Below are 21,463 nucleotides of genomic sequence, written 5' to 3' on the forward strand. Positions count from 1 at the left end.
TGCCCGACAAAAATCCCAGCTCGCAGGCTTGCTCACAGTGATCTCCACTGCCTCCGGCGGACAAAGGTTCTGAAATTGCTGCCGGCAATATGCCGGGAGCGATCGTCGCTACGTGATCACTGAACGACCGAAATAGAGCCGGAAGCAGTAGGTCCGCTTGTGGTGGAGGGAACAACGATAGCGGACGTTGAACTTCCAATGTCCGATGTCATCAGTTGACCCGAAGCGGACACTCAAATGGGTGGGCGATCATCACCCGCTCTGCCCCACAAGCCGACCCTTGCGAGCAGATCTCAGGATCACCCTGGCGCTTGGCAGCTGAGGTTCTGCCCCTCATCTCCAGTGCCTGCTAGTCAGCCTACAGCACCGATACGGTGATCTAGAGAACGGCAGCAGCTTCGCGGATGACCGAGGTTTCTAGGCCTTCAGCGATCTCGCTAATCCGAAGCTGATTCCGATAGTCAGCTCGGAGCTCATGGCCCGACCTTCTTGAGAGCTTGGCCAACTCCGTTGCAGCACGCACCGCCAACCAACACGCGCCCTGACTTATCGCAGTATCATAGGCTCTAGTTAGGACTTTCATCCCTCGGGTCACATCCGCCTTGGCGACCAAGCAACCCTCAATACGTTCTATTTCAGCCTGCGCCCATTTCTCGCCGGTCTTGTCCATCGCCTCGACAGCATTCTCGATTGCCGCGAGACCCTCATCGATCCGTCCATGCCGGAGGCAAATGTCCGCAATCGACGAATAGAAGTGCGGCAAGTGCAGCTCAGAGCCAGTCGAGCGCCATCGGTTCATGCCGTCTCGCAGCATTCTGAGTCCTTCGTCGGGCAGGTTGCTGCCGATAGCCCAGCCGAGCACCGTGCGAGCACCTCCGGACCAGGACGCCAGCCTGCGGTTGTCAGCTAATATGAGCATTCGTTCAGCGATCTCACGGCACTCGGCCGGCTCATTGCGGAACCGTCGGGCAATGGCGAGATTCATGAGGATAAATGCCAGATTGAGCGGATGATCGAGCCGCTCCGCGGTTTCAACGCTTGACGCACAATTGGCGAGCCCGGTGTCGACCCGCCCTGCGAGCACCTGCACCACGCCCAGATAGCTGCGACAGATCGCGGGGCCGTCCTCTCCATATCTTGCGACATCGAAATCCCCATTGGAGGTCGCCCAGGCATTGATTCCGGCCTCGGCTTCCCGTGCGGCATCCCCAATGGCACCGAGATAGAAATAGGAAGTGGCGAGCGCCCGATGCGCCAAAGTCGTTTCCTCAACGTTTTCTCCGCACGAGGTTTCGGCAAGGAGTTGCTTGGCCAGGTCTCGGCTCCGGTGCAGGTCAGGCCGGTCAAGGTAGAAGTTCCAAAGCGAACGTCGGACAAAAAAGAGGTTGGAGGTGAGGCCCGTGGATATACAAAGCTCTTCGGCACGGAGAAAGTTCGCTTCAACCTTCTCCGACGCATATCCAGCTGACGCGTTCAGCGGGACGCCCATTTCAATCCGGATTCTAAGTTCAAGCTCATTTGTATCGCCCGAGCTAGTGACCGCTTCCAAGGCATCCAGCGCGCCCGTGAAATGCGCGACCGCCTCCGGATTGGCATATCGCGCCGCGGCAGCGCGCCCTGCTTGGAGGAAGCATTCAGCTGCCTCAAGATACCGCTTTGCCGCTATGAGGTGATGTGCAACCAGCTCCGGTTCGGCCGTCGGCTCCATGCCGAGTTTGTCGGCCAGCCGGCTGTGTATGTCCTGGCGCACCGATTTCAACATACTGTGATAGGCAGCATCGCGAACGAGCGCGTGCTTGAACGTATATCGTGCGTCCGAGCCCCTTCCGCGCCGGAAGACGAGCTCGGCATCCACGAGCTTATCGAGTGCCTCTTCCAACTGGGCAGCGCTGAGCCGCGTGACCGATCCGAGGAGGTCGTGGCGGAATTCGCGGCCGATGCATGCGGCCATTTGCGCAACTTCCTTGACCGGCTGCAATCGGTCGAGGCGGGCCATCAGCGAATCGTGCAACGTTAGCGGAATGTCGAGATTTGCGAGTGTGGCGTGATCTTGGTCGAAGACGGCTGCGCGATCGAAGTGGCGGGCTTCGAGAACACTCTTTGTCAGCTCTTCAATGAACAGCGGCACACCATCCGTCGCGGCGATGATCTTGTCCACAATGATGGCTGGTAGTCGAATATCGCCAGCGAGTTTCTCGATGAAAGCGGTGGTCTGTTCACGGCCCAGGCGATTAAGCGCCAATTTCGTCACTATGGGATGTCCCCCAAAACCGTGTTCGAAGGTCGGTCTCGTCGTCACCATCATCATGACCCGAGCGTGCTGAATCCGTTCTACACATTGATCCAACAATTCGAGCGTTGTCGCGTCAATCCAGTGGATGTCCTCGATCACGAACAACAATGGCAGCCTTGCTGCAGCGTCGAGGATGTCGTTCAACAATCCGTCAAGCGTTCGCGCTCGCAGCTGCTGCGGGTTCAGGCCCGTCAAAGCATCGCTCTGGTAGTTTTGAAGATCGAGCAGGGAAGCGAAGATAGGCAACAACGGATTCGCTGGACCTTTGGTGCCTTCGAGTTTTCTGACCTTCTCTTCATCCCCGTCGGCTTCTTCAATACCGACAGTGCGGCGGAGTTGCTGAACAGCTGGATAGAGCGGCGAGCCAGAGTAATACGGCGAGCACTGATAGCTCACCCGCACATGTTTCTCTTGAGAGACCGCGTCTATCAAGGCGCGGGTGATGCGAGATTTGCCGATACCCGCCTCGCCGCTGAGTAGCACGAGCTGGCCTTCGCCCCTCTTCGCTTGCCCCCAACGTTCGAGAGCAAGTCCGAGTTCGAGGTCCCTTCCGAACATGATTTGAGGAGCGCTCGTGACGCGCGCGTCATAGCGCGTCTCGACGGCATGTTCCCCGACAACCAGAAACGGCGAGAAGGGTATCGAAAATCCCTTCAGCTCGATAGGCCCCAAGCTCTCAACCGCGAATATTCCGCCGAGCAACTTTCTCGTGCTCTCGGCGACCACCACATATCCCGGTTGGGCCAGGGCTTGCAGCCGAGCGGCGAGATTGGGCGTTTCGCCAACGACGACTTCTTCTTGTGCGGACCCAGTCCCGATGACGTCTCCGACGACACACAATCCCGTGGCAATTCCAACTCTAGCTGCGAGTGGCACTTGACCGGGAGTGCGCAAACTGGCGACAGCTTTCACTATGGAACGTCCAGAGYGGACCGCCCGCTCGGCGTCCTCCTCGTGGGCGTGTGGCCAGCCGAAGTAGCACAGCACGCCGTCGCCCATGAATTTGGCGACGTAGCCATCATAACGGGCGACCTCTGCGGCGACCAACGATTGATATGCGGCTATGACCGAGCCCAAGTCCTCAGGATCGAGCGTCGACGCCAGTGCGGTCGAGCCCACGAGGTCGACGAACATGACTGTGAGGTGGCGCCTTTCTGCCTCACTCCCCTCTCGCTTAGGTACTACACTTTGGAGAGCATCCCACTTGGCATCGTCGTCTGCTTTCAGCGGCTGGGCCGGTGGATGCGAGAGCTCGGCGATGGCGGTCAGGATTCTTCTCCGGTGACCAACAGATTTTACGCCAAGCTCCCGAAGGTCATCGTCGGAGAGCTTTGGTAGAATTGCCGCTTCAATGTCGTTGTCGATGAATGCGCCGGCATACTGCTCAAGGCCCAAGCCTTGCAGCCATGAAGCGATCCCCTTGCCGCCCTGCTGATGATCCATCGAGGCAGTCAAGCGCACATGCTCAAAATGTCAATCGGACCACGTAAGAATGCGTCACCCTTTGTGTTCAGGTGCGGACGAGCGGCGTCCGCACTGCACCAAAACGCCCCCAATCCGATTGCCTGGGATCACGGCAGTTCCAGGCGCAACCGCGACCTTCAGCGTGATCGCGTGCAATGTCTTCTGTGGATGGCTCCCGCGATGCAAGGGGTGATTTGACGTTTTTGACGATTGGGTCAGGTGCGGTCTTCTGTCCGGCCTGTTGATGCAGTCGTTCATGTTGACCGCTGGCCTTGATGGTATCCGCGAGTCAGGTCCCACTCTGCTTTGCGGGCAATGACGCCCACGACATTCGCACGGGTTATCCCAGCTCCCGGTATGACCGGTTCGCCATCACATCTCATCGCCCTTGCAACTGGTGAACTTCCTTTTCCTTCTTGGGTCAATGTGGTTGGCGCCTAGGGGGTATCTGCAATCCGCCGCGAACATTGAGGGTGAAGGCATCGCCGCTGTCGTAGCCGGCCTCGGCTCCGAGGAAGAAACTACAGCCGCTATCAGCTTGGTAGGCCATGTCGGCTCCGACGCACCCAAATCCTTGCGAAACCTGTATTAAAACGTTCACGCCGCCGGCTAAATCAGCAGCGCGCGCTGATAATTCGCCAGGCGAGCTAAATCCTGTGTAAGCTGGGAGTCTGGTTTTTCGCAGGGTGGACTATGCACGTTTCGCCGGGGCTAGGGCTTTGATGAGGAGCGGCGAAGCGTACGGTCGAGATTTCGCCAAGCGTTTCGGGGCAAAAGAAGCCCCAGCACTGGTATCGAAAACCCTTCGCAAATCGGAGGTAGCCGCAACTTACTTGCGGCAATATTCACCAACCAATGAATTGTCGGACCCCCAGCCGGTGGTAGACGCCTATTTTGCAAGCTACGTCATGCTGGACAATCCAAGCTTCCGCCTCTGGGAGGACGGCAAAGCTGTTCGGGAGGCGCCAGTGCTGGCCGGACAAACGACGTTCATCGACCTGAGGCTTGCCCCTGTTATGCTCGTCAACAATCCAATGGACGCGCTGCATTTCTATATCCCGCGCGCGGCGTTTAACGCAGTTGCGGATAATGCCGGCGTGGCGCGTATCGGAGATCTCGTCCATGAGCATGGCCGCGGCGCAGACGATCCCGTTATGCAGGCGCTAAGCGCTGCTTTGATGCCAGCATTCAGTGCACCGGATCAGGCAAGCCGGCTATTCATCGACTATGTCACGTTGGCCGTCGTGGCGCATGTCGCGCACCGCTACGGATCGATGAAAGCCCTGCCGGCCCGTGGCGGACTAGCACCTTGGCAGCTGAGACGTGCCATGGAAATTCTCGATGCGCATATCGAGGGCGATATTTCCCCCGAGTGGCTGGCGTATGAATGCGGGCTGTCGCCCAGCCATTTTGCCCGCGCCTTTCGGGCTTCGACCGGCCTGCCGCCACACCGTTGGCTACTGCAACGGCGCGTCGACCGAGCCAAGAATGCGCTCACTAACACCGGGATGTCGCTTGTAGCGATTGCGCTGTCCTGCGGCTTTGCTGACCAGAGCCACTTCACCCGCGTCTTCAGCCGCCTTGTCGGCATATCTCCAGGCGCTTGGCGGCGTAGGAAGCATGACTCGACAGATCGCCTCGTCTAAGCAGAGCTTCGTGCGCAAATTCGCCAAGTGCAACGAAAACGGGCAATACGGCTGAAAACGGAGGAACGAGGATTGCCCCGATTGCGTGCGCTCAGCACGGTCAGGGAGGATTTTCGTGCAAAAGAAAACCAAAATTGGTAGGCGCCTCACTAGGTGGCTTGGAGCCGCCGCACTGGTAGTGGCCGCGGTGAGCAGAACCACGTTAGCGGCGGAAGCCCCTGCGGCACCGCCAATTCCGCCAAATCAATCAGCGCAGGATCTGGTCAACGCCCTGCATTCAGCATTTGGCGAGCATCATGCTCGCGCCGTCCACGCCAAGGGGATCCTGCTGGAAGGCACTTTCACCGCATCTGCGGAAGCCGAGACGCTCAGCCAGGCATTGATCTTCTCCGGAAAAAGTCTGCCGGTGGTCGCCCGGTTTTCCGACTTCACAGGCATACCCGAGATTCCCGACACGATTGGCGCAGCCAATCCGCGCGGCTTCGCGTTCAAGATCAAAGCAGAAGACGGCGACGAGGTCGATGTCGTGTCCCACAGCTTCAATGGGTTTCCGGTCGCCACCAGCGATGAGTTCGCGGTATTCCTGCGCGACATCGGCGCAAGCGGCCCGGGAGTGGCTCACCCAAACCCGATCGAACAGTTCCTAGAGACACATCCGATCGCCAAGACTTTCGTGTCGACGCAAAAGCCGCCGCCAGCATCTTACGCCACTACGGCATTTTTTGGCGTCAACGCTTTCACCTATAAAAATGCCGCCGGCAAGGCCGTGCACGTGCGCTACCGGCTCATTCCGCAGGCCGGCGAACTTTACCTAACAGCCGCGGATCTCGCGACCAAAGGACCCAATTATCTCCGCGAGGAGATTCTCGAGCGCATCGCTGCGCAGCCGATAGGCTTCGACTGGTATGCACAGATTGCCGAGGACGGTGACAAGATAGAAGATCCATCAATCGCCTGGCCTGAGCAGCGCAGGCTGGTAAAACTCGGTTCGATTACAATCACGAAGATCGTCGCCGATCAGGCGGCTGCAGACAAAGGTACGCTGTTCCTGCCCGGCCAGCCACATTCTGGGATCGATCCTGCCGATCCGATGCTGACGCTGCGCAACGAGGCCTATCCGATCTCGTTCCAGGAACGGCAATAGTCCGATGGACGAGGATAGGTCATCGCCGCCATCCGCCTATATGCCAACTATGAAGGCCTGCCGCGTCCACAGGTTTGGTCCACCCGAAGTCATAACGCTGGAGATAATTGCCCGCCCACGGCCCGGCCCGGGAGAAGTTCTCGTAAAGGTGGCAGCCGCCGGTGTTGGACCGTGGGACGGTTGGATACGTGCCGGCAAGAGTGCATTGCCGCAGCCCCTACCATTGACGCTTGGATCGGATTTATCCGGGCTCGTCGAGGCGGTTGGACAGGGCGTCGAGGCATTCCGGGTCGGCGACTCTGTGTTTGGCGTCACAAACAGGCAGTTCACGGGAGCATATGCCGAGTTCGCCGTCGCATCGGCTAGCATGCTTGCGCGGAAGCCCGGCAGCGTGACGGACGTCACGGCTGCGGCGGTGCCAGTGATCGCCGTTACCGCATGGCAGGCGCTTTTCGACCACGCCCAGCTGCAACGCGGTCACACCGTGCTGGTTCATGGCGCGGCAGGCAACGTTGGTTCGTTCGCTGTTCAGTTCGCACGGCAGGCCGGATTGCGGATTATCGCGACAGGCGGTGCCAGAGACCTCGCCTACCTCGGCGAACTCGGTGCAGACGAGGTGATCGACTTCCAGTCCCGTCAATTCGAAACAAAGGTTAGCGGCGTTGATGCGGTTGTCGATCTGGTGGGCGGAGATACTCAGCGTCGCTCATTCCAGGTTCTCAAGCCAGGCGGCTGTCTGATCTCCGCCGTTTCGGTTCCCGACCAGGCCGATGCAGCCCGCTACAGGGTCCGCGCGTCGTTCTTCCTGGTCGATGTGACGACGCAATGTCTGGATATGATCGCCGGCCTCATCGACAGCGGTTCGATCAGATCACGCGTGGGCACAGTCCTCTCCCTTGGCGAGGCGGAGTTGGCCCATGAAATGCTCGAGGGAACGCGACCTCGCGCAGACGGCAAGATTGTCCTCAACATTAGCAACTGATGGAGATCCGATGCGCCTTAAAAGAAAACTTACGATCGTCGCGGCAAGTGTGACCCTTTGCCTAGGGTACACCCTTACTGTCCACGCAGACGACGACAAAGTCTCTCCAGTCTTTGCAGGAAAATTGCCAAACCTTCCCGGACAGACACTGACCGTCCTGCGCGTCGACTACCCGCCAGGCGGCAAATCCGGCAAGCATCACCACGCGGGATCGGTGCTAGCGTACGTGTTGTCGGGAACGATCCGTTCTGAAAACTCTGCGACCGGCCCCTCAAAAACCTACAAAGCAGGCGAGACCTTTTTTGAGCCTGCCGGCAGTGAACATCTAGTCAGCGAGAATGCCAGTAGCACCGAAAGCGCGAGCCTAATTGCAATCTTCGTCGCTGGAGACGGTGCGATTCTGAAGACTAGCGATTGAACCTTGAGCGGCGCGCATGACCCGCAATAAACTGGAAATGTCTGGTTTGGAGATAGCACTGAGAGGCCCTGAAAGACTGCATTGAGGCGCATCGCTGACCGACAGCTTTGGGCCGCTGGCAGACTCGCAGCTTCTGGATGCAAATCTTCGCGAGCGGACATTAATGAGCGGCGTGGGCAACGTCAGGATCTGACCGGATCCTGACGTTCGCTTCATGACTGTCTACGGACTGAAACCAGCCTTTCTGATTCCATGTCGTCGGGTTGGAAGGTCATTCATCGCGCCAGTATGGGTGGGAACAGCTGAATTGGCGCGAGCCAATCAGACGGCGTTTGGTCTCCGATATCGTAGTATTTTCGCCCTGATGCAAGGTCATCGGGTTCTGGCCCCGAAGCGTGGCTACGAACTGGCCAAGCGAGCGGTCCGGCTGAATGGCCATCCACGACGTCTGCTTCTGGGGCGGAGACGAGTTCACCTAGAGGCGCATTTCGGACGTCCAGAGCTAGGTCTTGAACTGTACCAATGGTGCCCATTGATCACACAGATTCAGAGAAGGTTTGTTTCGGGTTCGTTTCCCTCTACCAACTGTGTTCGGCAAACGACCGTTTTCCGCATAGTCCGCGAATGCCACCTGGCCAAACGGCATTCTCCGGTGTTGGTGTATGGAAACTGCGTGCGGATTTCTATTGTTCGGATAACGCTCCACTAGCGGTACTGCACCTTTTCCAACAGTGCGAGAATATCTAGTTTAGAGCCAACGCAGTGAGCTGAACTCTAGGTCCGGTATGGAAGCAAAGCCGCCGACAAAAAACGTAGCACGCTGGCAGTTCGTGCTCACGCGCTATCTGGCGCACGTGCTAGAAGTCGATGCCATCAATGCTATCCAAATACCGAATCTAGTATCCCGCTTTGTCCATAAGCAACCGCAATTCGGGCTGAGGCGCGACCCAGAAAGTTCGAAAAGCTTCCAGGAACCCCAGTCGATCGCGAATTGTAGAACTATCTGACGACCGGTTTGGGCCGAAAGCAGGCGGTCCGGTTCCAGAATTAACTAGCGGGAAAGGCGCCATTTTGCTGGCGACCCCATCTCAGCCGCAACGACGTTGCTGACGCGTCGCGCCATAATCGGACCTCGGTGCGACTGCATAGGAACAACAGTGGGCCTCATGGCAGATTGAAACCAGCGTAGGGTTTCAGCGGGACGATTTCGAAGTCAAGCGTCCCCGCCCTCGCCAGCGGCAACGTCGCCAGCATCTCGCGAACCTCGATCTCGTCCCTCGCCTCGACGATCTGGCACGCACCGGGCATATCACCGCGATGCCAGATCTGGCGCGTGAAGCCGATGCTATAGAGATGGCGGGCCTGTGCCCCCTCGCTGGGTACCAGCTGTTCGAAATCAGCGTCGCTGAATTGGTCCGTTCGGCGTCGAGACAAAACAAGAAATTGCATCGGCCTGGTCTCCGAAGACTTACGCAACGGCTGCGATCATGTGGCGGGCATGCGCAGACCGGACGCCCTTGATCAGATCGGCGCCCTTTTCGCCGATCATCATCGTCGGCCCATTCGTGTTGCCGCTGATCAGGACTGGCATGATCGAGGAGTCGATCACCCRCAACCCGTCGAGTCCGCGCACACGCAGTTCGGGATCGACGACTGCGGTTTCGTCGACGCCCATCTTGCAGGTGCCAACAGGGTGATAGTCGCAGCAGGCATACTGCCTGATGTAGGCCATCAGTTCCTCGTCGGTCTTCGCAGCCGGCCCAGGCAGCCGTTCGACCTTGACGAACTTCGCGATTTCACTTTGCGCCAGCACCTCCCGGATGATCCGTACTGATTTCAGTGCCATGCCGCGATCGTAGGGATCGGATAGATAGTTGGGGTCGACCAGCGGCTCGCCGGCGGGGTTCGACGAGCGCAGCTTCACCGAGCCGATGCTACGTGGCCGAAGGAATGTCGAGTTGATGGTAAAACCATACCCGTCGAGCCGCGTCTGGCCGCCGCGCACCACCATCGCTGGCGCGATGTGAATCTGAAGGTCGGGCCGCTTCGCTCCCTCACTCTGGAAGAAGCCGCCGCCCTCAACGATCACCGAGGCGGCAGGGCCATTGCGATAGAGCAGCCAGCGAATGCCGTGCAGGAGCGCCTTGGGATAGCGATCCTGGCCGTCATAGCTGATCGGGTCCTTGAGCGTCAGATGGACGTTGGTGCAGAGATGATCCTGGAGGTTCCGCCCGACACCGCTGAGATCGGCGATCGTCGCGATCCCGAGAGCTTTCAACTCGTCGGCCGGTCCGATACCGGACAGCATCAGCAGGCGCGGCGAATTGATGGCTCCTGCCGATACGATCACCTCGTTTTCGGCCCGCAACACTTTCCGCGATTTGCCCTCGGACAGTTCGACGCCGACGGCGCGGCCGTTCTCGACAACGATCCTTGTGACCCGGGCATGGGTCCTGACTGTCAGATTGGGCCGCCTGCTGACGGGATGCAGATAGGAAACAGCGGACGAGCGGCGGCGGCCATCGCGACAGGTGACCTGGTAGAAGCCGGCGCCATACATGGTGTCGCCGTTGAAGTCGGGATTGAACGGCAGGCCATATTGTTGCACGGCGCGGACAAAGGCCCGGGTCAATGGGTGCGGGCCGACCTGATCCGAAACTGCAAGTGGACCGCCCTGCCCGTGATAGCGATTGGCGAGCCGATCATTGTCCTCGGATTTACGGAAATAGGGCAAGACATCCTCATAAGCCCAACCGTCATTTCCGAGTGCTGCCCAATTGTCGTAGTCCTCCTTTTGGCATCGGATGTAGATCATCGCGTTGATCGAGCTTGAGCCGCCAAGGGTCTTGCCTTGTGGATACCAGATGGAGCGGTTGTCGAGGTTCTTCTGCGGCACCGTGTGGAACCGCCAGTTGACGCCCGGCCCAAACAGCTTACCGATGCCGCCAGGAATATGGATCATCGGGTTCCAATCCCGGCTGCCAGCCTCCAGCAGCAGGACCTTGACGTCAGGATCCTCGGACAGGCGGTTTGCCAGCACGCAACCGGCCGAGCCCGCGCCGACAATGATGTAATCCCACATAGTCTGCCTCCACTCGCCCGAAGGCGCCTTCCCGTCAGCGCGACGAAACCCGACCGCGGACATTGCTCCTAAATCCTATTTGCCCCTGAAGGCCGGCGCCCGTTTCTCGGCAAAGGCTCGCAGCCCTTCAATCCGGTCCTCCTTGCCGAATGCCTCGACAGTCAGCCGATGCTCGATCTCGAGCCCGCTTTGCAGTTCTGTTTCGAATGCTGCCAGAACGGCCTTCTTGGCATAGGGCGTGATGGCAACCGACTTGGCGGCGATCGCAGCGGCGATCTCCAGCGCCCGTGGCAGGAGCCTGTCGGCCTCCACGACTTCGCTGACCAATCCTTTGCGCTCGGCGAGGCTCGCATCGACCATGTCGCCGGTCAGGACCATCTGCATGGCAAAGGATTTGCCGACGAGGCGTGGCAGACGCTGCGTGCCGCCATCGCCGGGAAACGAGCCGATCTTGATTTCAGGAGTCGCGAATTGAGCTGCTTGCGAGGCAATGACGATGTCGCACAGCAGCGCAAGCTCCAGCCCCCCGCCCAGCGCATAGCCATTCACGGCGGCGATAATCGGCTTGGTGAAGCCCTCAATGGCGCGCCAGCATGCCAGCCGTTCCGGGTCGGCATAGGAGGCGACCCCGCGTTCCAGCATGTCAGAGATGTCGGCGCCTGCCGCAAAGGCGCGACCGGCACCCGTCAGCACCACGCAGCCGACCTCCGTGTCGGCGTCGTAGCCAGAGAGCAGGTGGCTCAATTCGGCCAGCAGCGCTTTGGACAACGCGTTCAGCTTGTCCGGCCGGTTGAGCGTCAGCAGTCGGATGCCGGGCGCCGGTTCCACTGCCTGAACGAGGCGGTCCATCATCGATCAGGCGACCTTCCTGTAAAGCGTCTCCGCGCTCAATCCGGCAGCATTCAGCAGTCCCCGGATCTTCTCGATCTCGGCGGGGTTTGGCTTCATCAGTGGGGGCCGGACGTGAGCTTCGTCCAGTCGCCCGAGCACCACCAGCGCCTCTTTCATGCGATTGTGCATATCGAGAAGCGGCGCGTCATAAAAGGCCCGCACCGTCGGATAGATGCGGTCATTGATCGCCTTGGCAGTCTTGAGATCGTTCGCCTGCACGGCGCGAAACAGCGCAACCTGAAGGCTGGCGATGACGCTGCCGGCGCCCGACAAGAGCCCGTCGCAGCCAAGCGCCAGCGAGCCGAGCAGCCAGGCGCTGTGGGTGGTGAGGGTGTTGACCGGACGGTCGAGCGCTTTCAATTCGCGGATCTGGCGTTCATGCAAATTGCCATCGCCGCACTGGTCCTTGATCGCGACGATCGAGGGAAAACGACGGCAGAGGTCGAGCAATGTCTGCAGCGGGTAGGCAAGGTTCGATGCCAGCGGATACTGGAACAGGATGATAGGAAGGTTCGAAGCATCGGTGATGCGCTTCAGATGCTCGACGATCATCTCTGGGCGCAGATGCCCACCGAGCGTCATGAAGTCCGGCGGGAAAACCAGCAGCGCGTCGGCACCCGCCCGATCAGCATAAGCGGCGATGCGCGCGGCCTCGAGGCTGGAGTTTGTGTAGACACCGACAATGGTCGGAACCTGATCCTGCAACACATCCTTGGTTACCACTATCGCGCGGTATTGCTCGTCGATGGTGAGCGCGTGCACTTCGGCCGCATGACCGTTGATGGTGATGCCGGAAATGCCTTCGACCGAGGAGACGTCAGCGAGGTGCTTGCGGTATGCGCTCTCATCGACAGCCAGATCGGTGGTGAACGGCATCAGGCACGCGGGAATGACGCCGTGGGCAGCAAACGGTTTCTTGTCGCTCATCATTCAGATCCTATTTGAAATTCGGGACGCCGCGTCAGTGCGGCGTCCCGTTGCCCAGGGAGGACTTAGAAGCCCTTGCCGATCATGTCGGCGATGTTGTCCGGGGTCACTGAAACCGTCGGCAAGGTGATCGTCTCCGGGACCTCTTCACCCTTGGCCACCTTGTAAGCGGTCTCGATGCCTTCCGGCGCCACGAACGGATAAACGAAGGTTGCGGCGAGCTTGCCCTGTTTGACCGCCTCGAAAGCCGTCTCCTGGCCGTCGATACCGACCACCGCCACTTCATTGAGCCGGCCGGCGGCCTCCAGCACCTGGATTGCGCCGAGTGCCATTTCGTCATTGTGCGCGTATACCGCCTGGATCTGGCCTGGACCAAACCGCTGCACCATGTCTTCCATGAACTTCACCGCCTTGTCGCGGGTGTAGTCACAGTTCTGCGATGCGACCACCTTCATGTCCGGGTGCTTTGCGATCGCTTCCGCAAACCCCTTGTTGCGATCGATGRTGGCCGATGCCCCAGCCGTCCCCTGCAACTCGATGATGTTGCCCTTGCCATTCAGTTTCTTGGCAAGGAATTCGCCCGCGCCAACGCCGAGCGGCAGGTTCTCGCCGCCGACATGAACAGTCACAGGCGTGTTGACCTTGCGGTCGAGAGTCACAACCTTGATCCCGGCATCCATTGCTTCCTTGACGACCGGGGTCAGTGCCTGCTCGGTCAGCGGCGAGATCATCAGCACCTTGATGCCTTGTGCTATCAGGCTTTCGACGTCTGCCACCTGCTTGGAAGCATCGTTGTTGCCGTCGGTAACGATGAGATCGACATCCGGATAATGCTCAGCGGCGTACTTCTTGTTGCCCTCCACCATGGCGACGCGCCAAGGATGGTTCATGGTGCCTTGGCTGAAGCCGATCTTGATCTTGTCCTGAGCCAGGACCGCGCCCGGCATCATGGCGCCCAGTACCAGGGTGGCGGCAAGTGCTGTGGTGCGTAGGAAATGTCTGCGACTGGTCATTTTTTCACTCCTCCATTGTTTTTCGTTTCAGGCTCCAAAGCGCGACGGCCGGCCCGTCTGGCAAGTGCTGCCGCGCATGGATGTCAGGACCGTCTTTTGTGACGGTAGACCTCGAACATCACCGCGGCGATGATGATGGCGCCCTTCACGATCTGCTGCGTGAATGGCGATATGCCTAGTAAATTCAATATATTAGCCATGACAGCAATGATTGCGGCGCCGATCACGGTGCCGATGACGCCGCCTTCGCCGCCAAACAGGCTGGTGCCGCCGATGACGACAATCGAGATGGCCTCGAGTTCGAGATTGGTGCCGGCGGTGGGCTCACCAACGGTCAGCCGCGAGACGAAAACCAGGGCGGTCAGCGCCGACAACACGCCGGAGATGGCATAGACCGACATCAGCACGCGCGGCACGTTGATGCCGGCAAGCCGCGCCGCCTCGGTGTTTGAACCGACCGCGTAGATCTGGCGACCGAAAGGCGTGTGTCGCAGGACAACGAAAGCCGCGGCGGCTATGGCAACGAAGATCCAGATCGGTACGGGAATACCGAAGAGAAAACCGCTGCCCAGATAGGAGAAGGCATCCGAAGCATCGCCAAGCGTCTTCGGCTCGCCGTTGGCAATGGTCATGGCAATGCCGCGCCCCATCACCAGCGTGCCGAGGGTCATGATGAAGGGCGGCATGCCAAAGAAAACGACGCCAGCTCCGTTGATGGCGCCGAACAGGGCTCCCATCCCCAGCGCCGCAATCATCGCCAGCGGGATTGGAACGCCAGATGAGAGCATCAGCGCGGTGGCAACCGCGACGACACCGACGATGGAACCGACGGAAAGATCGATGCCGCGTGTCAGAATGACGAAGGTCATGCCGACGCTGACGATGCCAAACAGCGCGACCTGGCGGCCGACATTCAACATGTTGCCGGTCTGGATGAAGCTCGGCGACAGATACACCGCGAAGGCGCACAACACGATCAGGACCCAGAGCAGGCCAAGGCTTTGCGCCCAGCCTCGCAACCGACCCACCGACCCCGGCCGGATCGACGCCAATCCCTGTCCCGTTGTCATCTCAGCCATTCCTTCCTCCCGATTCGTGCGCCATTGCGAGGGTCGATTGCTGTTGCAGCAGCCAGGCCACCGCATCGGCCAGCCCGCCCTCGTCGCAGGATGGTCCAACGAAATGCGCGAGCCGCTTGGCTTCCGGGACCGCGTTTTCGACCGTGACCGCCGTTCCGGCCCAGGCCAGCATCTCGAGATCATTCTCGGCGTCGCCGGCCGCGGCGCAGTCCTGCGCCGCCATTCCGAGTTCGGCCGCAACGGTCGCGATGGCAGTCTTCTTGGAGATGCCGAGCGGACCGATCTCGAGCAGACGTGGATGCGAACCCGATACCGACAGGCACCCGCCAAGCTGCACGCGCAGAGCTCCAAAGGCTTCACGGTCTGTGGGCAGCGCGGCGACACACATGATCTTGCCCGGTTCCCCCGGTAGGTCTTCGAGCGCCTTCGCCACGATCAAAGGCTCTGCGGTCACGCCGGCTTCGCGTGCGATGATCGGGTCTTCGGCAAGTGCGTGAATGGCTTGGCCGGTGAACCACATCGGTCGAACGCCCGCCGCTTGCGCCGTGGCCATGGTGTACAGCGCATCGGTGCGACCGATCCGCTGCTCGGACAGCGCAACGCCGGTCGAGACATTACCGATCCAGCCACCGTTAAAGCAGATGGCGAGGCCTGCAATCCCAAGCTTCTCCGCATAGGGCTTTACCCCGAGCGGCGAGCGCGCCGTTGCCAGAACAATCGTGATGCCAGCCTCTCGCGCCTCGCGAAGCGCGTCTGCCACACGCTGCGGCAACGCATGGTCATGCGTCAGCAAGGTGCGGTCGACATCGGTGACGATGAGGCGCGGAATGGTCATCACCCGCCTCAGACCGGAAACACCGGAGCGCGCGGCCCGGTCTGAATGAGAAGCGTCTTGAGTTGGGTGAACTCTTCAAAGCCCGCCTGGCCCATCTCGTAGCCGAAGCCGGATCCCTTCACCCCGGTGAGCGGCAGCTGCGGCGCACCGTCAATGATTGTGTTGGCCTGCACCCAGCCGCTTTTCAGCCGCTTGGCGACGGTCAGGACTGTGTCGATATTCTTCGACCAGATGTAGTTGGACAGACCATAGGCAGTGTCATTGGCCAACCGCACCGCGTCATCCACCGTATCGAACCGTGTGATGCTGAGCACCGGGCCAAAGATCTCTTCGCGGAAGATGGTCATATGCGGTTCGACCCGGTCGAAAATGGTCGCCTCGTGAAAATGACCGACCGCCCCTGCCGCTGCGTTTCCGCCGAGCACCAGTTGGGCGCCTTCCTCGATCCCGCTTTTGACGAAGCCGGTCACCTTGGCCAGATGGTTGCGATCAATCAGCGCGCCGACATCCGTGTCGTCGTCGAACGGATCGCCGACCTTCATCTTGCGGGAGCGCGCGACCACCTTGGCGATGAAGTCGTCGGCGATGGCGGACTGCACGAACAGCCGAGAACCCGAAACGCAGCACTCACCATTGTTGAAGAACACGCCCATCAGCGCGCCGTCCGCCGCGGCGTCCAGATCCGCATCGGCAAAGACGATATTGGCCGATTTGCCGCCCAGTTCGACCGAGGATTTGACCAGATGACGGGACGTGTTGCCGACCACACGGCTGCCGGTGCGCGTCGAACCGGTGAAGGAAACGAAGTCGATGCCCGCATGCCCGGTCAGGTGGTCGCCGGCGGTTGCGCCATAACCGCTGACGACATTGAAGGCGCCGGCCGGCACGCCGGCCTCGCTCGCCAGCGCGGCGATCTCGAAGGCTGAGCCTGACGTGAACTCCGATGGCTTCAGCACCACAGTGCAGCCGGCAGCCAGAGCGAACGGGACTTTCTGCGCCAGGATCAGCGCCGGGAAATTCCATGGCGTGACCAGCGCCACGACGCCCACTGCCTCGCGGCTGATCAGCGCCGTCTTGCCATCGCCGATGTTCGTGTAGGTCAGGCCCGCCATCTGCATGGCCAGCGAAGCTGCATAGCGTGTCAGGCCGGCTGCACCATCAATATCGCCGCGCGCAAAACGAACTGGCTTGCCGACCTCCTCGACCTCAATCCTGACCAGCCGGTCGCGGTTGGTGCGGATCAGATCGGCAAGACGGTTCAGGACCTCGGCGCGCTCCATGCCGCTCATACGCGGCCACGGCCCTTCCTCAAAGGCGATGCGCGCCGCCTCGACGGCAAGATCGACATCTTCGGGCGTGCCATCGGCATAGCGGGCGACCACGTCACCTGTGGCCGGCGACCGGCGCTCGATCGAACCGGAACCCGAACCATCGACAAACCGCCCGCCGATAAATTGGTGATAGCTGCGCGTGCTCATGTCGTTCCTCACTGCCAAACCGCATGGGCCATGATTGTTTCCTCGGTTGCGTCCTCGCCTTCTAGAACCGCCGAGATGGCGCCCTCGCGCATGACGATGATGCGATTGCAGAGGCCAAGGATTTCCGGCAATTCCGACGAGACCATCACGACGCTTGCGCCGCGCTTGGATGTCAGTTCGGCGAGCAGGTCGTAGATTTCGCGCTTGGCTGCCACGTCGACGCCGCGCGTCGGTTCGTCGACCAGCAGGATTTCCGTTCCCGCATGCAGTTGACGGGCGATGCCGCATTTCTGCTGATTGCCGCCCGACAAGGTGCGGACCTTGGTGCTGGGGCTCGGCGTCTTGATGCGCATCTGCTGGATGAACAGGGAGACAGCCTCGTGCTCGCGCCAGCCACTGATCAGGCCACTGCGGGTCAACGGCGCCATCTGGGAAACGGTGACGTTAAATGCCACCGACTGGTCGAGGAACAGCCCCTCTGTCTTGCGATCCTCGGGCAGCAGGCCGACGCCATGCGCAAGTGCCCGACGCGGCCCGTCGATAGCGACCACTTGGCCGTCGATCCTGATCTCGCCGCCGTCGATCGGATCGGCGCCGGCGATAGCGCGCAGCACCTCGGTCCGGCCCGCTCCGGCAAGACCGCAGATGCCGACGATTTCGCCGCGCCTGACATTGAAGGAGATATCCTTCAGCACGCCGTTCCGCGATAGGTTGCGTACGTCTAAGCGGATCTCGTCGCCGGGCTGCGAGCGCGGTGGAAATACGTCCTTGAATTCGCGCCCGACCATATGGCGGATGAGATCGGCCGTGGTCGTCTGGCCAAGCGGCATCGAGGCAACGACCTGGCCATCCCGAAGCACGGTGACCTCGTCGCAAATCTCATAGAGCTCCTTGAGGCGATGGGTGATGTAGATGAACGAGACGCCGTGTTCGCTGCTCAGCCGCCGGATCGTCTTGAAAAGATGTTCAAGCTCGGAGTCGCCGAGAACAGCGGACGGCTCATCGAGCACCACGATGCGAGCCTCGCGGGCAATCGCCTTGGCTATCTCGACCATCTGGCGCTGCGCGACACTGATCGTGTCGATGCGCGCTGCCGGATCGACACGGAAGCCAAGCCTGTCGAGCACATCCTGAGCTGCGGCTTTCGCCCGGCGCCAGTCGATCGTGCCCAGACGCGTTTTCGGCAGGCGACCGAGAAGAACATTTTCAGCCACCGTAAGATGCGGAGCCTGGGCAAGCTCCTGATAGATGACCGCGATTCCGAGCTCGAGCATCCGCTCAGGCGTCGGCGCCGCCACCACATCTCCGTCGATGGCCACTTCACCTTCGTTGGCCAAGAACGCGCCAGACAGGACGCGCATCAATGTCGACTTGCCGGCCCCGTTTTCACCGATGACGCCGTGCACGCTTCCCTTGCTGACGGCGAAGCTGACATTGTTCAGCGCATACACACCCGGAAAGCGCTTGTGGATGCCGCGCATTTCGAGAACTGCGTCCTTCATCACGTCGTCTCCCAATTCGAGAAATCGTTTTCTCGATCCCTCAAAAAAAGCTCACAGGCGATGCATCTGCATGCCGCCGCCGATGTGGTAGATGTCCCCGGTGCTGAAGGGCATGCCGCCAATGGCCAACGTCGCCACGCCGCGGGCGATGTCTTCGGGCTGCCCCCACCGCCTGATTGCCGAGAGTTGTCCGGCCTCGACCTGCCCCGAATACTTATCGTAGACATCGGCGGTCATATCGGTCTGGATCAGGCCTGGGCGAATCTCGTGCACTCGGATGCCTGCGTCCGCCAGACGAATGGCGAACTGCTGGGAAGCCATCGACAGTCCGGCCTTGGATATGCAGTACGGCCCCTTTTCCGGCGAGACCAAGCCTGCGTTAGCAGAGGTGATCGTCACCACCGAGCGTTCGAGCCGGGCTTGCGGCTGGGAAATCATCGCGCGCGCTACGGCCTGGGTGAAGAAGAACGTGCCGCGCAGATTGATGCCGACCAGCCGGTCGAAGCTCTCCTCGGTAACATCGAGAAGATCGCCGCGCACGGAAACCTGGACGCCGGCGTTGTTGACCAGGCACGTGGTTGCCCCCAGATCGGCTTCAATGCGCTCTATCAACGCCGCATTGTCCGAGGTCTCGGATATGTCCTTGCGATAAAAGGCGGCATTTCGTCCGTGCGTGCGGGCAAGGTTGACTGTCTCGCTGGCATTCTCATCGTCGACTATGTCGACCACAGCGATATCGAAACCCGCCTGCGCGAGTTCACAACAGATGGCTCGGCCGATGCCGCGACGGCCACCCGTCACAATGGCAAGTCCGCGGTTGATGGAGGCTGCGTGCTCGGGCACAGCAACACCGATTGCAGCCGGGGAGACCTGTTCCAGCATCACGAAGCCTTCCTTGCCACTGCATCGTCCTTTTCGCGGGATGCGATCACGGCCTTCGACGCCAGCAGCCGCTGAACCTCGTCATCGGCATAGCCAAGCTCATCCAGGATCTCGCGCGTGTGCTCGCCGATCTCCAAAGCGAGGTATCGCAGCGCGGGCACCTCGCCGTCGTAGCGGTTGGGATGGTTGACCAGGTGGATCGTTCGGCCACGCACGTTCACCTGCCGGAACACTTGCGCGTGGCTGAGCTGCGCGTCGGCCAGCAGATCGTCATAGTAATTGATGGGCGCCCACCAGATGCCATGGCGGTCAAAGCGCTCGGCGAGTTCGGCCACCGCGAACCGGGCCGTGGCACTGGCGAGCCGGCGAGCATAGTCATCGCGTTCGACGTAGCGGTCGACACCGACTACCTCGCGCAGACCGTCGCTGTCGAGCGCTTCGGCCAGCACGGAAGAATCGCAAAGCGACACCACCACATGGCCATCGGAGGCAGGATAGACACCGTAGGGCGCGGCATGGAACCACGTCGCCAGATTCGCCTCGCGGTTGAGCACCTCGCGGGTCATGCCGCCGGCGAAGTAATTGACCAGCGCCTCGCCCTGCAGGTCGATCGCCGAGTTGATCAGGCTTGCCTCGACACGAGTCCCCTTGCCATCCCGCAAGCGGCGCACCAGCGCACCCAGAATGCCCATCGCCAGCAATGCCCCGCCATGTTGGTCGACGATCGCCGCACCGACCGGCGTGGGGCCACGTTCCGGAGTTCCGGTGACGCTCATTAGGCCGGAACGCGCCTGGGCGAGAAGATCCTGGCCGGGCTTCGTCGCCATCGGGCCTGTTGCGCCAAAACCGCTCGCCGAGGCGAAAATCAGATTGGGATTGATGTCCCGGAGTGCATCATCGTCAAAGCCGAGCTTGGCGAACACGCCCGGCCGGAAATTCTCCATCACCACATCGGCGCCGGCGATCAGACGTCGGGCGACTTGCTTGCCCTCGGTGCTCTTCAGATCAATGCCGATGGAGCGCTTGTTGCGGTTGGCGCAGAGATAGAAGCCGCTGACTCCTTCCACGTAAACGTCAGCACCCGACCAGCGGCGTTCATGGGCGCCATCGATAGGTTCGACCTTGACGACATCCGCTCCCATGTCGGCGAGATATTGGGCGCCTGCAGGACCCTGCAGAAAATGGCAGAAGCTGACGACTTTGATGCCGCTGAGCATTTCTCTTCCCTTGGTTCTGCGCTATAAGTTGCGCATTTGTGAAATCGTTTTCACGCCTTTTCTTATAGCTGTCAAGCCTAATTTGAAACGCTTTCTCAAAGAAAGATGGTGTAGCCTTCAGAAAAGAAGTGTGTCATCAGGAAAACGGTTTCTCGAAAACCGTCGGATTCGAGGCTCAATGGATATCGAGGATGGCGGCGCAAAGCTGATTGATGTGGCCAGGCTTGCGAACTGTTCGCCGGCTACCGTCTCCCGCGTGCTCAATGGCAACCCCAACGTGAACGAGGTCGTGCGGGACCGTGTTGTCCGGGCGGCGCGCGATCTCGGCTACGTGCCCAATGGTTCCGCCAGAGCTCTGCGGTCGACCCGGACAAGGTTGGTCGGCGCGATCATCCCCACATTGGACCACGCCATCTATGCCACGATGGTCGATGGACTTCAGGCGCGGCTCTCCGAAAAAGACGTTTCGCTCATCATCAACACCTCGGGCTACGACATCGATCTTGAATACGAGCAGGCACGTCTGCTGGTCGAGCGCGGCGTCGAATCTGTGGTTCTTGTCGGGTCAACGCATCGGCCARCCACTCTGGCCATGTTCGAACAGAAGCGC

17 protein-coding genes and 1 pseudogene are annotated in these 21,463 nt (G+C 60.4%); 6 read left to right on the plus strand and 12 right to left on the minus strand.

The annotated features are described in order from the left end of the window. Positions 1–379: 379 nt before the first annotated feature. Complete coding sequence (locus AC1D0I_RS29970; RefSeq protein WP_477399646.1) at positions 380–3,736, minus strand: ATP-binding protein; 3,357 nt, start codon at positions 3,734–3,736, stop codon at positions 380–382. Positions 3,737–4,479: 743 nt separating this feature from the next. Here AC1D0I_RS29970 and AC1D0I_RS29975 point away from each other — a divergent pair. From AC1D0I_RS29975 to AC1D0I_RS29995, 5 genes and pseudogenes are all read left to right on the plus strand, one after another. Continuing rightward, complete coding sequence (locus tag AC1D0I_RS29975; protein WP_477399648.1) at positions 4,480–5,403, plus strand: helix-turn-helix domain-containing protein; 924 nt, start codon at positions 4,480–4,482, stop codon at positions 5,401–5,403. Positions 5,404–5,518: 115 nt separating this feature from the next. After that, positions 5,519–6,547, plus strand: a complete 1,029-nt coding sequence (locus tag AC1D0I_RS29980; protein WP_477304527.1) for a catalase family peroxidase — start codon at positions 5,519–5,521, stop codon at positions 6,545–6,547. A gap of 49 nt (positions 6,548–6,596) precedes the next feature. Then, positions 6,597–6,920, plus strand: a pseudogene (locus AC1D0I_RS29985) (alcohol dehydrogenase catalytic domain-containing protein); the annotation flags it as partial. Positions 6,921–6,938: 18 nt separating this feature from the next. After that, positions 6,939–7,529, plus strand: coding sequence for an NADP-dependent oxidoreductase (locus tag AC1D0I_RS29990; RefSeq protein WP_477399660.1), 591 nt, complete (start codon positions 6,939–6,941; stop codon positions 7,527–7,529). Positions 7,530–7,539: 10 nt separating this feature from the next. After that, entirely contained in the window at positions 7,540–7,947 is a 408-nt protein-coding gene (locus AC1D0I_RS29995; protein ID WP_477304526.1) for a cupin domain-containing protein, read from the plus strand. Positions 7,948–9,111: 1,164 nt separating this feature from the next. On the opposite strand, the gene AC1D0I_RS30000 is transcribed toward AC1D0I_RS29995, so the two are convergent. The 11 genes from AC1D0I_RS30000 to AC1D0I_RS30050 form a co-directional block, all read right to left on the minus strand. Then, positions 9,112–9,396: a muconolactone Delta-isomerase family protein gene (locus AC1D0I_RS30000; RefSeq protein WP_477226053.1), complete on the minus strand. Its 285-nt coding sequence runs from the start codon at positions 9,394–9,396 to the stop codon at positions 9,112–9,114. Positions 9,397–9,415: 19 nt separating this feature from the next. Continuing rightward, entirely contained in the window at positions 9,416–11,029 is a 1,614-nt protein-coding gene (locus AC1D0I_RS30005) for a GMC family oxidoreductase (protein WP_477399650.1), read from the minus strand. 75 nt (positions 11,030–11,104) lie between these two features. Continuing rightward, complete coding sequence (locus AC1D0I_RS30010; RefSeq protein ID WP_477304524.1) at positions 11,105–11,881, minus strand: enoyl-CoA hydratase-related protein; 777 nt, start codon at positions 11,879–11,881, stop codon at positions 11,105–11,107. Positions 11,882–11,884: 3 nt separating this feature from the next. Further along, positions 11,885–12,847, minus strand: coding sequence for a dihydrodipicolinate synthase family protein (locus AC1D0I_RS30015; protein ID WP_477304522.1), 963 nt, complete (start codon positions 12,845–12,847; stop codon positions 11,885–11,887). 65 nt (positions 12,848–12,912) lie between these two features. Further along, complete coding sequence (locus tag AC1D0I_RS30020) at positions 12,913–13,860, minus strand: substrate-binding domain-containing protein (RefSeq protein ID WP_477399652.1); 948 nt, start codon at positions 13,858–13,860, stop codon at positions 12,913–12,915. A gap of 83 nt (positions 13,861–13,943) precedes the next feature. Further along, complete coding sequence (locus AC1D0I_RS30025) at positions 13,944–14,939, minus strand: ABC transporter permease (protein WP_477226049.1); 996 nt, start codon at positions 14,937–14,939, stop codon at positions 13,944–13,946. Next, entirely contained in the window at positions 14,932–15,774 is an 843-nt protein-coding gene (locus tag AC1D0I_RS30030) for a Cof-type HAD-IIB family hydrolase (protein ID WP_477399654.1), read from the minus strand. The genes AC1D0I_RS30025 and AC1D0I_RS30030 overlap by 8 nt, the downstream gene beginning before the upstream one ends. Positions 15,775–15,782: 8 nt before the next feature. Then, the gene (locus AC1D0I_RS30035) at positions 15,783–17,252 is read right to left on the minus strand and encodes an aldehyde dehydrogenase family protein (RefSeq protein ID WP_477304518.1); all 1,470 of its coding nucleotides are present in this window, start codon (positions 17,250–17,252) and stop codon (positions 15,783–15,785) included. A gap of 8 nt (positions 17,253–17,260) precedes the next feature. Next, the gene (locus tag AC1D0I_RS30040; protein WP_477399656.1) at positions 17,261–18,754 is read right to left on the minus strand and encodes a sugar ABC transporter ATP-binding protein; all 1,494 of its coding nucleotides are present in this window, start codon (positions 18,752–18,754) and stop codon (positions 17,261–17,263) included. A 51-nt stretch (positions 18,755–18,805) separates the two neighbouring features. Next, positions 18,806–19,636, minus strand: coding sequence for a 3-ketoacyl-ACP reductase (locus AC1D0I_RS30045; RefSeq protein WP_477304830.1), 831 nt, complete (start codon positions 19,634–19,636; stop codon positions 18,806–18,808). Further along, positions 19,636–20,853: a CaiB/BaiF CoA transferase family protein gene (locus tag AC1D0I_RS30050; protein WP_477304514.1), complete on the minus strand. Its 1,218-nt coding sequence runs from the start codon at positions 20,851–20,853 to the stop codon at positions 19,636–19,638. The genes AC1D0I_RS30045 and AC1D0I_RS30050 overlap by 1 nt, the downstream gene beginning before the upstream one ends. A gap of 178 nt (positions 20,854–21,031) precedes the next feature. Between AC1D0I_RS30050 and AC1D0I_RS30055 the strand changes: the two genes are divergently transcribed. Beyond that, on the plus strand, positions 21,032–21,463 hold a 432-nt coding region (locus AC1D0I_RS30055), incomplete at its 3' end, for a LacI family DNA-binding transcriptional regulator (protein WP_477399658.1).

This window comes from Mesorhizobium sp. P2_D1, assembly GCF_056404455.1.

Coding starts and splice junctions, on each gene's coding strand:
- AC1D0I_RS30025 (WP_477226049.1), bottom strand. CDS start 14,939: ATGGCTGAGATGACAACGGGACAGGGATTGGCGTCGATCCGGCCGGGG.
- AC1D0I_RS30015 (WP_477304522.1), bottom strand. CDS start 12,847: ATGAGCGACAAGAAACCGTTTGCTGCCCACGGCGTCATTCCCGCGTGC.
- AC1D0I_RS30000 (WP_477226053.1), bottom strand. CDS start 9,396: ATGCAATTTCTTGTTTTGTCTCGACGCCGAACGGACCAATTCAGCGAC.
- AC1D0I_RS30010 (WP_477304524.1), bottom strand. CDS start 11,881: ATGATGGACCGCCTCGTTCAGGCAGTGGAACCGGCGCCCGGCATCCGA.
- AC1D0I_RS29975 (WP_477399648.1), top strand. CDS start 4,480: ATGAGGAGCGGCGAAGCGTACGGTCGAGATTTCGCCAAGCGTTTCGGG.
- AC1D0I_RS29995 (WP_477304526.1), top strand. CDS start 7,540: ATGCGCCTTAAAAGAAAACTTACGATCGTCGCGGCAAGTGTGACCCTT.
- AC1D0I_RS30030 (WP_477399654.1), bottom strand. CDS start 15,774: ATGACCATTCCGCGCCTCATCGTCACCGATGTCGACCGCACCTTGCTG.
- AC1D0I_RS30050 (WP_477304514.1), bottom strand. CDS start 20,853: ATGCTCAGCGGCATCAAAGTCGTCAGCTTCTGCCATTTTCTGCAGGGT.
- AC1D0I_RS30035 (WP_477304518.1), bottom strand. CDS start 17,252: ATGAGCACGCGCAGCTATCACCAATTTATCGGCGGGCGGTTTGTCGAT.
- AC1D0I_RS30045 (WP_477304830.1), bottom strand. CDS start 19,636: ATGCTGGAACAGGTCTCCCCGGCTGCAATCGGTGTTGCTGTGCCCGAG.
- AC1D0I_RS30040 (WP_477399656.1), bottom strand. CDS start 18,754: ATGAAGGACGCAGTTCTCGAAATGCGCGGCATCCACAAGCGCTTTCCG.